The sequence below is a fragment of the Vibrio sp. 10N.247.310.24 genome, assembly GCF_041467175.1.
Taxonomy (GTDB): domain Bacteria; phylum Pseudomonadota; class Gammaproteobacteria; order Enterobacterales; family Vibrionaceae; genus Vibrio; species Vibrio tasmaniensis_A.
In genome coordinates this window covers 37491-50799 of record NZ_JBFSUD010000003.1, presented here as the reverse complement: position 1 = coordinate 50799, position 13309 = coordinate 37491, and the positions used below count along the sequence as shown (strand labels likewise).

The 13309-nt window shown below is 43.9% G+C and carries 11 protein-coding genes; 3 read left to right on the top strand and 8 right to left on the bottom strand.

All coding sequences use genetic code 11. The features are described from left to right. Nucleotides 1–196 precede the first annotated feature (196 nt). The 8 genes from AB6E08_RS01560 to pomA all read right to left on the bottom strand — a co-directional run bounded on the left by AB6E08_RS01560 (nucleotide 197) and on the right by pomA (nucleotide 9895). A complete protein-coding gene (locus AB6E08_RS01560) occupies nucleotides 197–2227 on the bottom strand; it encodes a TonB-dependent receptor (RefSeq protein WP_017096795.1) in 2031 nt (676 codons plus the stop codon). 450 nt (nucleotides 2228–2677) lie between these two features. Further along, a complete protein-coding gene (rlmM, locus tag AB6E08_RS01555; RefSeq protein WP_029223796.1) occupies nucleotides 2678–3769 on the bottom strand; it encodes a 23S rRNA (cytidine(2498)-2'-O)-methyltransferase RlmM in 1092 nt (363 codons plus the stop codon). Next, nucleotides 3766–4164 carry a DUF423 domain-containing protein gene (locus AB6E08_RS01550; RefSeq protein WP_017069500.1) on the bottom strand — a complete coding sequence of 133 codons (399 nt, stop codon included), beginning with the start codon at nucleotides 4162–4164 and terminating at the stop codon, nucleotides 3766–3768. The genes rlmM and AB6E08_RS01550 overlap by 4 nt, the downstream gene beginning before the upstream one ends. After that, nucleotides 4154–4777: an alpha/beta fold hydrolase gene (locus tag AB6E08_RS01545; RefSeq protein WP_029223795.1), complete on the bottom strand. Its 624-nt coding sequence runs from the start codon at nucleotides 4775–4777 to the stop codon at nucleotides 4154–4156. Before AB6E08_RS01545 ends, AB6E08_RS01550 begins: the two co-directional genes overlap by 11 nt. Further along, entirely contained in the window at nucleotides 4770–5678 is a 909-nt protein-coding gene (locus AB6E08_RS01540; RefSeq protein WP_017063339.1) for a transcriptional regulator GcvA, read from the bottom strand. The genes AB6E08_RS01545 and AB6E08_RS01540 overlap by 8 nt, the downstream gene beginning before the upstream one ends. A gap of 668 nt (nucleotides 5679–6346) precedes the next feature. Further along, nucleotides 6347–7795 carry a tRNA uracil 4-sulfurtransferase ThiI gene (gene thiI / locus AB6E08_RS01535; protein ID WP_009847462.1) on the bottom strand — a complete coding sequence of 483 codons (1449 nt, stop codon included), beginning with the start codon at nucleotides 7793–7795 and terminating at the stop codon, nucleotides 6347–6349. Nucleotides 7796–8171: 376 nt separating this feature from the next. Then, complete coding sequence (locus AB6E08_RS01530) at nucleotides 8172–9119, bottom strand: flagellar motor protein MotB (RefSeq protein WP_009847463.1); 948 nt, start codon at nucleotides 9117–9119, stop codon at nucleotides 8172–8174. Between the two features lie 11 nt (nucleotides 9120–9130). Then, a complete protein-coding gene (gene pomA / locus AB6E08_RS01525) occupies nucleotides 9131–9895 on the bottom strand; it encodes a flagellar motor protein PomA (protein WP_009847464.1) in 765 nt (254 codons plus the stop codon). Nucleotides 9896–10193: 298 nt separating this feature from the next. Between pomA and xseB the strand changes: the two genes are divergently transcribed. The 3 genes from xseB to dxs are packed head-to-tail and all read left to right on the top strand — an operon-like array spanning nucleotide 10194 to nucleotide 13246. Continuing rightward, nucleotides 10194–10436 (top strand): exodeoxyribonuclease VII small subunit, encoded by a 243-nt coding sequence (gene xseB, locus AB6E08_RS01520; RefSeq protein WP_004734405.1) that lies wholly within the window; start codon nucleotides 10194–10196, stop codon nucleotides 10434–10436. Between the two features lie 20 nt (nucleotides 10437–10456). Next, the gene (gene ispA / locus AB6E08_RS01515; RefSeq protein ID WP_017099514.1) at nucleotides 10457–11341 is read left to right on the top strand and encodes a (2E,6E)-farnesyl diphosphate synthase; all 885 of its coding nucleotides are present in this window, start codon (nucleotides 10457–10459) and stop codon (nucleotides 11339–11341) included. 21 nt (nucleotides 11342–11362) lie between these two features. Next, the gene (dxs, locus tag AB6E08_RS01510; protein WP_017099515.1) at nucleotides 11363–13246 is read left to right on the top strand and encodes a 1-deoxy-D-xylulose-5-phosphate synthase; all 1884 of its coding nucleotides are present in this window, start codon (nucleotides 11363–11365) and stop codon (nucleotides 13244–13246) included. Nucleotides 13247–13309: the final 63 nt, after the last annotated feature.

The following is a 13309-nucleotide window of genomic DNA, read 5'->3' as shown; positions in this document are numbered from 1 at the left end:
GACGTCACAAATTCAGTCATTAAAGCTAACCGTTAGAAATAAATCCGCTTATAAATCAACAAATAGAAAATAAATCATTAGAAAGCAGAAAGCCTTAGTCTGAACTAAGGCTTTTTTGTTGTTTCATTTTAAGACGAAACATTGCACTTATACTGATAACTCTCTATTTCTAGAATAACTTTCAGCTAAGAGCAGATTAGAAGCTATAAGCGATAGAAGCTTTAAAGTTACGACCCGCTTCATAGCTGGTGTACTTTTCTGAACCCCAAGAGATACCAAAACCAGTATGCTCAGCGTACTTCTTATCAAGCAGGTTATCGATACCAAGGTTCATCTCTAGGTCTTTAGCAAACGTAGGTGTGTAAGCCGCCCAAATGTTGTGCGTTGCGAAGCCTGAGCGTTTGATCTCTTTGCCTTTTTCGTTCTCGTAATCGTTCCCCGGAACAAAGCGTGAATCCCAACCAAACACAAATTCATTGTTTAGGCTGTAGTTAAAACCGGCCTTAAAGTTATGAATACCGGTTTTATTCATGTGACTTGTCTTGCCGTTTTTCAGGCTCTTTTGCTCACCATCAGAGTAAGAGTGGTTAGCGTAAACACTTAATGCATCTAACTGATAGCTCAATACTGTCTCTACACCCCAAACTTCAACATCATACTTATTAGATAATGTTGCGTTGTTCTTAGTTGGGTGCATTTGGTTATCAAGGTCATAGGTATAAGCCGTGAAACCTAGAATCGCGTAATCAGCCGCAAGCAAACGTGTTAGCTCGTAATCAAAGCCAGCTTCGTAGTTATTACCCGTCATCGCCTTAGTATCAGACTGCTTAACTTTGCTTGGTGCTTTCATCGTTAGCGTTTCTGGTAGTGACGCGCCTTTAAACAGACGACCGTAACCTACACGAAGTTTTAGGTTTTCCGTTGTTTGGTATTCACCTTTGAACTTTGGAGATAGCTGATCAAACTCACCCTTATACACGCCACCCAGTTTATGAACGTCGTAACGAAGACCTGTTGTCAGACGGAAATCGCTGAATTCGTACATATCTTGTAGATACAGACCGTAAGCCGTCACCGTACCACCATCCATGCTGTAGTTCTCGGTTTGACCTTGCTTAGTACCGCTTAGATATACGCCTTGACCAGCATCAATCCATTGCTTGGCTTTGTAGCCCTCAAGACCATAAGTAAGCTCATGCTCACCAACCCAAGAAACGTTACGAATGTCACCACCAATGGTTGTTACATTGTATTCACGCTTAGGGTAAGACATTTTGCCATCTTTGAACCATTTACCTGCCGGTGTTTTGCCCCAAGCGGTACCTTCAAGAGCATCACGATCCATGTATTGACGGTTGTAGTAAACATTACTTTTCAGATGAACTAGATCACTACCTGCATCGTATTCGTGCTGTAGCGTCACTGTATCGCGATTAAGCGAATGATAGTCGTGTTTATCGTCAGCATACAGAGCACCCGCCTTTTCGCCAGAAAGCTGACGCGTACCACCATCACTGTATCGGTTGAAAGTCAGTTTAAATTCATTGGCATCATTAGGAATGAAAACAACTTTAGCCAAACCCGACTTAAGCTCACCCTGCTTAGAGGTTACCGCTTCTTGATCAGGAATGTGCAGATCGCCATCTTCTGAATAGTTCGCAATACCCATGAACTCTAGCTTGTCGTTCACTTTTGCATACACAGCAACGTTGGTTGCAAAACGCTCATAAGCTGTTTGATAGCTTGTTTTTACTCGAGCACCAACGCTTTCACCCGGCTTAAGAAGATCGCTTGGGTCTTTCGTTTCGTAGCTAAATGAACCATTGATAGCACCAGAACCTGACAGTGCAGAGTTACCACCTAATTCAATTTCAGCTCTTTTTAGCATTGCAGGATCAATCGCTTGGTCACCAGAGTGGTGGAAAAGCTGACCTTCTTGTCGCGCACCATCAATAGTCACTACGGCAAATTTGTCTTCCATACCACGTACAAATACTTTGCGAGAGTAACGTGCGTTCCCGTCAACCGTAACGCTAGGCATAGTATTCAAAACATCTTTGATGTCTGATGCTTGCTTCTTTTCCAGTGTGTCAGAGTTGATTTCAGTCTGAATCAATTGGTCAAGGGCAGAACCGATAACGACTACGGTTTCTGGTTCGTCGGCAGCAAATGCTGTAAATGAGGTTAAGGCAACCGTAACGGCTACTGATAGTGCTTTAAGTTTCATAATGCGACTTATATTTTATAGATTTAAGTGAAAGTGCACGAATGGTACACGACACTAATTACAATGTTAATTGTAATAGTTATCATTTACATTCTTTACTTACATTTACTTACTTATAATAAAATACAATTTGATTAGGATGTTCTTGCTGTAATTTACTGCTGAATTTTAAATAAACCCTTCTTCGTTTCATCGCTGAACTAGGTAGCCGTAAGTATCGATAGCTTACGGCTTTTTTGTCTCATATCGACACTAATAGTCGACAATTCGACGACTATCAACCAAGTTGAATTAGTCATATTTACACTTAAATATGACTAAAAAACGCACATAGACCAACCTTTCTAAACTATCAGTACGAAGCGATAATCAAGCTCATAAACAAACTTAAGATATAAAAAATGCCCCTAAAGGAGCATTTTATTTATCACTGACACACTAACGTAAATATTAGTACGGTGAGATATTCGAAAGCGACTGAATATGAACCGTGATCTCTTCGCGATCGTGGTAAAGGTGCTTCGCCTGCATCTTGAACTTCACTTTGTTATCAATCAGGAACTGTTTTAGGTTTTCGATATCCTGCAGAACTTCATCGTAACGGCCTTTCATTGGCAGTTTAAGGTTGAACAGTGCTTCTTTCGCCCAGCCTTTGATGATCCACTCCCCCATTAAATGAGCAACACGAGCCGGCTTCTCAACCATGTCACAGATAATCCAAGTGACGTTCTTACGGTCAGGTTCGAATTTAAAACCATCCACCATGTGGTGCTTAATTTGACCCGTTTCCATTAGGCTGTCTGCCATCATGCCGTTATCAACACAGTGAACAAACATAGAGCGCTTAACCAATTGGTAAGTCCAACCACCTGGACACGCGCCTAAATCTACGCCCCACATACCCGGAGCCAGACGTTCGTCCCACTCATCACGAGGGATGAATACGTGGAATGCTTCTTCTAGCTTCAATGTAGAACGGCTTGGCGCATCTGATGGGAATTTCAAACGAGGAATACCCATGAAGAACTGTGAGTTGTTAGTTGGGTAAGAGTAACCAACAAAACAGTGACCCGGCGCGATAAAGCATAAATGAAGCACTGGCTTCTTAGCGTTGTCTTTCGCTGTCATCAGCCCTTTACCGCGCATTGCCTGACGCATTGGCACAGTAAACTTACGGCAGAACTTCAAAAGCTCTTTCGCTTCATTAGTGTCTGGTGTTTCAATACGGATATCGCCACAACGTGGGAAACCTTCTTTCTCAGAAAGCGCCTCAAGAATTGGAGAAATACGATCATCAGTCGGCAGATCTTTGATTTCAACCGCTACCGCGATCATTTGACGAGCAAAGATCAACGATTGGAAGTCGATCTCTTTTACCAGTTTATCGGCTTCGCCTGCTTGATAACATTCAAACAATACAAAGCCTGTATTGTTCTTTAAGCGAGGAAAACCAAACACTTCCAGTTGTGTTGCCTTGTCTTGAATTTCGCCAGCACATTCTTTTTCAAAACCAGAGCGACAATAAAGTAGTACGTGTTTCACTGAGTTACCTCTTTTATATTCAAAGCAGCGAAGGAGAAGACTCCCCAACCAATGATAAATAGTAGACCACCAAACGGTGTTATAGGGCCAAACCATTTTATTCCTGTCAGTGCTAAGCCATAAAGGCTGCCACTAAAACAAAGGATGCCGATGATAAAGCAAATTGCCGCAATGAAAAAATATTTTTGTGATTTAGCACCAAGTTTCATCTGTAGCAGAGCACCACACGCCAATATTGCTAGTGTATGGATAAACTGGTACTGAACACCTGTCTCAAACACGCCTAGCAGATACTCTGGCAAGACAGCTTTTAACCCGTGAGCGGCGAAGGCACCTAGCATTACGGCTATTGCGCCAGAGATACCTGCAAAAGTGAGTAAATACTTACTTCTCATTAAGCACCTCTTTGATAAACGCCGATAGTTTCTCAACGGTTAACGCTATGTTCTGCTGTTCGGTGTAGCCAGAGCTCTTACGAGGCTTAAAGCTGTGATCGCCATCAGGAATAAACTCAACACGAATCGAATCCGACAGGTCGAAATCAGCAAACTCTTCTCGCTTACCAAAGGTATCACGTTCACCTTGTAGAATAAGACACGGCTTTGCTAACTCAGCCAAGTGCTCACCTTTGTATTTCTCTGGTTTGCCTGGTGGATGGAAAGGAAAGCCTAAACAGGCCATTGCAGCCACCTTATCCACTTCAGACAAATGACTCGCCATACGTCCTCCCATCGACTTACCGCCAATAACAAGCTTATCGGCATCTACCTGTCCGATAATCTCTTGGTAAGCTTCGAGCAGTTTAGGGGCTCGATCAGGTGGACGACGCTTACCATCTTCAGCACGCTTGATCATGTAAGGGAAATTAAAACGAATCACTCGTATCCCTTTAAACGCCAGCCCTTTTGCTACCGACTGCATGAATTCATGATCCATGCCTGCGCCAGCACCATGTGCAAAGATAAAAGTTATTGGGTTGTCTTCACCATCAATGATGAGGTTATTCATCAAGTAAGTCCTCTTGTTCACTTTGCGCTTTCGCCAACATCCAATCACGGAAAGTCGCAATACGCCCCATGTCAGCTTGTTTCTCATGACACACCACATAGAAGGCGTTCTTACTTACCAACACTTCATCAAAAGGTGCAATCAAACGACCTGCTTCGATTTCAGGTTGCGCCAACACATTATTACCCAAAGCAATACCTTGCCCGTGAGCGGCCGCCTGCAACACCATGGTTGAGTGACTGAAGATAGGACCATGGTTAACGTTAACCCCATCGATGCCATTTTGCTTGGCAAACTGTTTCCAATCCTTTCGAGATGTATCATGTAATAGCGTATGGCATGCCAAATCACTGAGAGATTCTAAAGGTTTAGCTCCTAGCAGCACGGAAGGTGAGCAAAGAGGGATCAAATATTCTTGGTAAAGCTTATCGGCTCTGAGCCCCGACCAGTTCCCTCGGCCATAGTAAATAGCCACGTCTACATCATCGGTCAGCGAGCCTTCATCCATATCAACGGCTTTGATTCTTACATCAATATCAGGTTCTTGCTGATTAAAGTCAGCGAGTCTTGGTACCAACCATTGAATAGCAAAACTCGGCGGCAAACTGATGGTCAATGCGCCCTTCTCACTTCGCTCAAGAACTTTGTCTGTCGCTTCTGCCAGTGATGTAAAAATATCTTTGATATCCAAGAAGTAGCTTTGGCCTTCTTCCGTCAGCAACAAAGAGCGGTTTCTTCGACGAAACAGCTTCAAAGATAAGAATTCTTCAAGCGCTTTAATCTGATGACTGACCGCGGCTTGAGTAACAAACAACTCTTCTGCGGCACGCGTAAAACTCAAGTGTCGAGCAGCAGCTTCAAACACTCTTAGCGAGTTTAATGGGGGTAATCGACGAGACATAGTTACTCTCTAAATAAGCATTAGTTTTTTTTATCTGAAACATTATAATTTGTCCATTGCCTAGCGGCCAGAGAAATTCTATATTTCATCCCGCAGCAGCTAGCCTGAACGGCTTGATTCTCTCTAGAATCAATTGGTTTAGCTCCTGCGATGTTGTGTTTGCAAACTCGTTCTTTTCGAGTTGGGTAGAGTTCTACCAAATGTTTTGTTGCAGTTCTACACTGAAACGAGGCATGTACTTCCTGTATTTATTTTGACCTGTCTGTCAAATTTGTTTACACCGCCTTATGGGCGGTGTTTTTTTATGTCCAAAGAAAAGTAACAATAAGTTTATCAATAGCTGTGCTAATTAATCTTTATTATTTTTCATCGCTAATCACAGAATCAGACACCCACTCAAATAAACAACTGAACACATACAAATAGCACCATTGAGTTGCACTAAAAAGTAACAGAATACTTCAAGATACTCACACTTCTTCAGTACTTATAGACCCGTTTAGATCTCACCAGTTCTATCAATCCAAAATTTCAAAACTGAGCATGACGATAGCACGTCCAAACGCATGCCTCTGTCTACTGTCAATCCTTCATCATAGACAATAAAAAAGCCGCTTACTTTTCAGTATGCGGCTTTGCAAAATTATTAACGGTTGGTCAACACACCACTATGGGCGGTAAACCTTAACGTTGTGGAAGCCTTGTTCTTGCAAGTAAAGCGCTTGCAGACGGCTCATGACACCACGGTCACAGTACAACAAGTACTCTTTCGATTGGTCTAGGTCACCAAACTGAGTTGAAAGCTTGAAGAACGGGATGTGTTTGATTTCAACACCATCGATCTCTAGCGGGCTTTCATCTTCTTCGTCTGGGCTACGGATATCAAGAACGACAGCGTGCTCAGCAACGGCTTGAACTTGCTCCACTTCTGGTGCCTGTTCTTGGCTCTCTTTCTCGATATCACGGATATCCATAATACGAGCGTTCTCGATCACTTGCTCCAGCACTTCGAAGTTAAACTTAGCTTCTTCCGCTTCTAGTTTGCCTTTCTTCGCTTTCACGGTTGGCTTCTTAGAGATAACACCACAATACTCAGGCATTACTTTAGCGAAGTCTTCAGTACCAATCTTACGAGACAGGTCGATGATGTCTTCTTTGTCCCAGTTGATAAGTGGACGAAGGATCAAAGTGTCCGTCACGTTGTCGATATGACGCAGGTTAGTTAGCGTTTGGCTAGAAACCTGACCAAGAGCTTCACCCGTTACTAGTGCTTCGATACCAAAACGCTCTGCAACCATACCACCAGCACGCATGAACATACGCTTAAGAACAACGCCCATTTGACCGTCTTCAACGTTCTCAAGGATCTCTGCAACTACAGGTTCAAAATCAATAGAGATGAACTTCACCTTTGCAGATGAACCGTATTTATCCCATAGATAATGAGAAACCTGCTTAACACCAATCTCGTGAGCAGGGCCACCAAGATTGAAGAAGCAGTAATGCACTTTAGAACCACGTTTGATGTGTAAGTAGCTTGAAACACCAGAATCAAAGCCACCAGAGATCAAGCTAAGCAGATCTTCTTGAGTACCAAGAGGGAAACCACCTAGGCCTTTATGACGTTCAATAACTTGGTTTAGCTTATCGTTCTCGACTTCAACTTTAACGGTAATATCTGGATTTTTCAGTTTTACTTTTGCTGATTCAACCGCTTGATTTAGACCGCCGCCTACGTAGCGTTCTAGCTCGATAGAAGTAAAATCATGCTTACCACGACGCTTAGCACGTACAGAGAAAGTCTTACCTTCAATAAGAGCACCGCTACGCTCGAGAACTTGCTCGTAAATGTTGTGCAGGTCTTTAAATTCTGATTGCTGAACTTCAAGGGAGTGATGAATACCCGGAGTTTGCGTCAATACTTCAAGTGTTTCTTTAAAGTATTTGTCGCTCTCAGACGTCACTTCGATATGGTCACGGCGGTTGAAGACAGCCACAGACTCAGTACGACGCTGAAGAATAGTACGAATATTACGTTCTAGAATCTTTGTGAAGCGCTTACGCACCGATTCACTTTTTACAAAAATTTCCGGGTGGGGCTTAACAATAAATTTCATAGTACTTTCACGCCAATAAGGTTCACAATTTTAATAGGTTCATCACCACGTAAAAGGTCATTTCACATAGTTATTGAAGCAATAATAGATCAATATTAAATCTAAGGGCGCGAATTATACATGAGAAAATCAAACAAGGAAAAGAGTGCGTGCTTTGGTGCCATTAATAAACTCACCTTAGTGACAAACTATCGTCTCGATTTCATCCAAGCTCATTTATCCATATCTTCTCTTCTCTTCTCTTCTCTTCTCTTCTCTTCTCTTCTCTTCTCTTCTCTTCTCTTACTAGCTTGGTACAAACACTTTTGTGTATCACACAAAGAAAAAGCCCAATCTACGACAGATTGAGCTTTGGGATGCATATTCTTGATAAATACTATTCAGTGATTACTGGGACTTCTTCACTGTAAAGCGGTTCGCCCTGCATAATGCTGATTTCAACACGACGGTTTAAGCTACGTTGCCATTCAGTATCGTTCGGCTCTACTGGCTCTGTATCGGCCATACCGCGAACTCTTAAACGTTGATGAGAGAAACCACGGACCTTTTCCATCTCTTGAGCCACAGACACCGCACGCTGCGATGATAAGTCCCAATTAGAACGGTAAAGCTCAGAATCAAGACGTTGATTATCAGTATGCCCAGAGATTCGGACAATGCCCGGAACATCTTTCACTAACTCGGCAACCTGTCTCACCAAAGGTCGGAACTTAGGTTGTAGGAAAGCAGAACCCGATGGGAATGCGCCTTTTTCACGAATTCGAATCACAATTTGCTGGCCAAGGTTTTCCACCTCAATCGCGCCTTGGTCGATCTCTCGCTCCAACGCCTTCTTGATGCTCTCCATCAAGGTTTCCATCTCTTGAGACTGTTCTTGAGCTTGCTGTTGCTGCTGATCTGATTCTGAGTTTTGGTTGTTGTGCGCAGAAACTTCTGCTGATTTACCACCCGTCATCTTGCCCTGATCACGCATTGTACCGCCAGCACGCTCAGATTCCCCTTCATGAAACTCGAGAGTTTGCTGCGTAATATCAATGGTTTGCTGCATGATTACATCAATAGGCGTCGGTTCTGGGCGACCAGGACGAAACTCCTGCGCAATAATGCTGGTACCTTTAGGAATGTCTTTTACTTCCAAGCGGTTTTGTACACCAAACGCGAATTTCATTGAGCCTGCGATCTGTTTAAATTTCAGTACGTCCATCTCAGAGAATGAGAGGAGCAGTACAAAGAAACACATCAACAATGACATCAAGTCAGCAAATGTTCCCATCCATTGTGGCAAACCCGGAGGGGGACATTTACATGGATTTTCTTCATCCATTTTTATTCCCCTTAAGCCATTTCACCATCAATCGTACGTTTACCTTCGTTAAGGTAACTCTTCAGGTAACCGTCAATAACTCGTGGGTTTTGACCATCTTGAATCGCGAGTACGCCATCCATCACCAAACGACGATTCAGTGTCTCTTGGTCACGACGTAGAGCAAGTTTGTCCGCGATAGGGAAGAACACCATGTTCGAAAGAATTGCACCATATAGAGTGGTTAAAAGTGCAACCGCCATCGCCGGCCCGATCGCTTTTGGATCATCCATGTTCGAAAGCATGGCAACCAAACCAACCAATGTACCAATCATACCCATTGCGGGTGCAACATCACCAAAAGCTGTAAATACTTTAGCGCCCTGTTCGTGACGTTCTGTGGTTAACGCGATGTCTTTTTGCAGTGCTGCACGCACCACATCACCATCATGGCCATCAACCAATAGGTCGATACCCTTTTGCATGAAACTGTTGCTGATTTCCATCTCTTCAAGTGCTAAGAAACCGCCTTTACGCGCGGCATCCGCCATCTCTACGACTTTAGCAATAAGATCTTCTGGTTCATCGGCTTTAAACATAAATGCTTTACCGGCAATTTTTGCCGCACCAAAGAACTGTCCCATGGTGAATTTCATTAGAACAACAAACGTTGAACCACCAATCACGATCAAAACGGATGTCGTGTCATAGAACATCCCGAGGCTTCCACCTAGGATCATTGCCATAATTACGAAGGCAAATCCACCAATCAAACCTATTAGGGTTGCTAAATCCACTGAGCACTCCTCATGCTTTTTTACAGTTCTACGTCGACGATAATATTCTTATCGGCAAGACTATAAGATCTTTTAGTTAATTCTTCGTCTAAGTATCACACTTTTCGTTTTTGAATCACAACTATTGGCTTACTTTGGACTTATCCAAAGCGTATAAACTCGATAAAGCCACGGTTATTCAATCAAAGTAAATTCAAGCGCCTTAAAAACGAACTTTCTAGCAAAAATTCTTGGTTACATTTGACCATCTTAGCGGCCTAGGGTAACGTTCGTTCATCTTTCCAAACGCAGATTTATTATGGCTACTAAGAAACCTGAAAATATGAGCTTTGAAGCGGCTATCGAAGAGCTTGATGGCTTGGTTGATCAACTAGAAAATGGTGATCTAGCTTTAGATGATGCGCTGAAAAAGTTCGAACGAGGCATCTCCCTCGCTCGTGCTGGTCAAAGTAAACTAAACGACGCTGAACAGCGTGTTAGCATCCTGCTGCAAAATGATGAAAATGCAGAACTGAGTGACTTTAACCCACAACCTGAATAACAAATTGTATGAGATCCCCTATGATCGAGACGTTATTGTCTTATCAAGCACGTAATAACGAGCAACTTAACCTTTGGCTTGATCGCCTGCCACACCAAAATCAGAATCTCATTAACGCGATGCGTTATGGGTTACTTTTAGGCGGCAAACGCGCACGTCCGTTTCTTGTCTACATTACAGGGGAAATGCTCGGTTGCACTGCGGAAGAACTTGACACTCCAGCTTCAGCAATCGAATGTATTCATGCCTATTCTCTGATTCACGACGACCTTCCAGCAATGGACGACGACGAATTGCGTCGTGGCCATCAGACTTGTCACATTAAATACGATGAAGCAACGGCAATTTTAACTGGCGATGCACTACAAACTCTCGCGTTTACTATACTTGCGGAAGGTACATTAAGTGCTGACGGTGAAAGCAATCGCGTTCGAATGATTCAACGCCTAGCTGAAGCCTCTGGTGCACAAGGTATGTGTATTGGACAAGCTCTTGATATTGAAGCTGAAAACCGCTCTGTCACGCTAGAAGAGTTAGAAGAAGTTCACCGCAATAAAACGGGCGCGCTAATGAAGAGTGCGATTCGTTTAGGTGCTCTCGCTGCTGGTGAAAAAGCGTTTGAAGTGATGCCTCAATTAGACAAGTTCGCCGATGCCATTGGATTAGCATTCCAGGTTCAAGATGATATTTTAGATATCACTGGCGATACTGAAACTTTGGGTAAGCCACAGGGTTCTGACCAAGATTTGAACAAAAGCACCTACCCTTCTTTGTTAGGTTTAGAGGGCGCTCAAGAAAAAGCGCAAACTCTGCTACAGGAAGCGCTTCAAGCTTTGGCTGCAATCCCATACAATACCCAGTTACTCGAAGAGTTCGCCCGATACGTCATCGAGCGCAAGAACTAAGACAATAAGCGCGCATTACCTATGACTCTTGATATATCCAAGTACCCAACTCTTGCTTTGGCTGATAAGCCAGAGGACTTGCGTCTACTTCCAAAAGAGACGCTTACACAGCTTTGTGATGAATTACGCACCTATCTTCTAAACTCAGTGAGCCAGTCAAGTGGCCACTTAGCATCGGGCTTAGGTACGGTAGAGCTAACCGTTGCTCTGCACTACGTGTACAACACGCCTTTTGACCAGTTGGTTTGGGATGTTGGTCACCAAGCCTACCCGCACAAGATCCTTACAGGTCGTCGTGACCGCTTATCGACTATCCGTCAAAAAGATGGACTGCACCCATTCCCATGGCGTCAAGAGAGCGAATACGACACGCTTTCTGTTGGTCACTCTTCAACATCGATCAGCGCCGGACTTGGTATGGCGATCAGTGCGAAGAAAGAGGGCAAGAACCGTAAAGTCGTGAGTGTGATTGGTGATGGCGCGATTACCGCAGGTATGGCCTTCGAAGCGATGAACCACGCGGGTGATATTCACAATGACATGCTGGTTATCCTGAACGATAACGAGATGTCGATCTCTGAAAACGTCGGTGCGCTAAACAATCACCTAGCTCAAGTTCTTTCTGGCAGTCTTTACACGTCAATTCGTGAGGGCGGCAAGAAAGTGCTATCGGGCGTTCCGCCGATTAAAGAGCTCGTTCGTCGTACAGAAGAACATCTAAAAGGCATGGTTGTCCCTGGCACCATGTTTGAAGAGTTAGGCTTTAACTACATTGGTCCGGTTGACGGTCACGATGTGAATGAGCTGATTAAAACGCTGAAGAACATGAGAGACCTTAAAGGCCCTCAGTTCCTGCATATCATGACCAAGAAAGGCAAAGGCTACGAGCCTGCTGAGAAAGATCCAATTGGTTATCACGGCGTACCTAAATTCGATCCTGCACACTCAAGTCTGCCTAAGAGCACCAGCTCTAAACCAACTTTCTCTAAGATTTTTGGCGACTTCCTGTGTGATATGGCTGCGCAAGATCCTAAGCTGATGGCAATTACGCCAGCAATGCGTGAAGGTTCTGGCATGGTACGTTTCTCGAAAGAGTACCCAGAGCAATACTTCGATGTAGCGATTGCTGAGCAGCACGCAGTGACACTAGCAACGGGTATGGCGATTGCGGGTGATAAGCCGATTGTGGCTATCTACTCGACGTTCTTACAACGTGGCTACGATCAACTGATCCACGATGTCGCTATCATGGATCTACCGGTTATGTTCGCTATTGACCGTGCAGGTCTTGTTGGCGCCGATGGTCAAACACACCAAGGTGCGTTCGACTTAAGCTTTATGCGTTGTATTCCAAACATGGTGATCATGGCACCAAGCGACGAAAACGAATGTCGCCAAATGCTATACACTGGCCACCAGCACACAGGTCCAAGTGCCGTTCGTTACCCTCGTGGTAATGGTATGGGTACAGAGATTCAAAGTGAGTTTACTGCGCTAGAGATTGGTAAAGGTCGTATCGTTCGTGAAAGCAAAAAAGCAAAAGATGGCTCGAAAGTCGCTATCCTAAGCTTCGGTACTTTCCTTGAGAGTGCACTTCAAACCGCAGACGCTATCGATGCGACAGTGGCTGATATGCGCTTTGTGAAGCCACTCGATGAAGCTTTGATCAAACAACTTGCTGCAGACTACGATGTACTTGTTACTATCGAAGAAAACGCAATAGCAGGTGGTGCGGGCGCGAGTGTGATTGAATTCTTGATGCAAGAGAAACTACTGATGCCAGTATTGAATCTTGGCCTCCCAGACAAGTTTATTGCTCAAGGAACACAGGATGAGCTGCATGAAGAGCTTGGCTTAGATGCGAAAGGCATTGAGAAGTCGATCTCTGACTATCTTGCTAAATAGCCTTAACACGTAAGCTCTAAAGTCGTAAGCAATAAAAGCAAAAAAGGTTGGCCCTAGGGTCAA

Coding starts and splice junctions, on each gene's coding strand:
- dxs (WP_017099515.1), top strand. CDS start 11,363: ATGACTCTTGATATATCCAAGTACCCAACTCTTGCTTTGGCTGATAAG.
- AB6E08_RS01530 (WP_009847463.1), bottom strand. CDS start 9,119: ATGGATGAAGAAAATCCATGTAAATGTCCCCCTCCGGGTTTGCCACAA.
- AB6E08_RS01545 (WP_029223795.1), bottom strand. CDS start 4,777: ATGAATAACCTCATCATTGATGGTGAAGACAACCCAATAACTTTTATC.
- AB6E08_RS01540 (WP_017063339.1), bottom strand. CDS start 5,678: ATGTCTCGTCGATTACCCCCATTAAACTCGCTAAGAGTGTTTGAAGCT.
- AB6E08_RS01550 (WP_017069500.1), bottom strand. CDS start 4,164: ATGAGAAGTAAGTATTTACTCACTTTTGCAGGTATCTCTGGCGCAATA.
- xseB (WP_004734405.1), top strand. CDS start 10,194: ATGGCTACTAAGAAACCTGAAAATATGAGCTTTGAAGCGGCTATCGAA.
- ispA (WP_017099514.1), top strand. CDS start 10,457: ATGATCGAGACGTTATTGTCTTATCAAGCACGTAATAACGAGCAACTT.
- thiI (WP_009847462.1), bottom strand. CDS start 7,795: ATGAAATTTATTGTTAAGCCCCACCCGGAAATTTTTGTAAAAAGTGAA.
- AB6E08_RS01560 (WP_017096795.1), bottom strand. CDS start 2,227: ATGAAACTTAAAGCACTATCAGTAGCCGTTACGGTTGCCTTAACCTCA.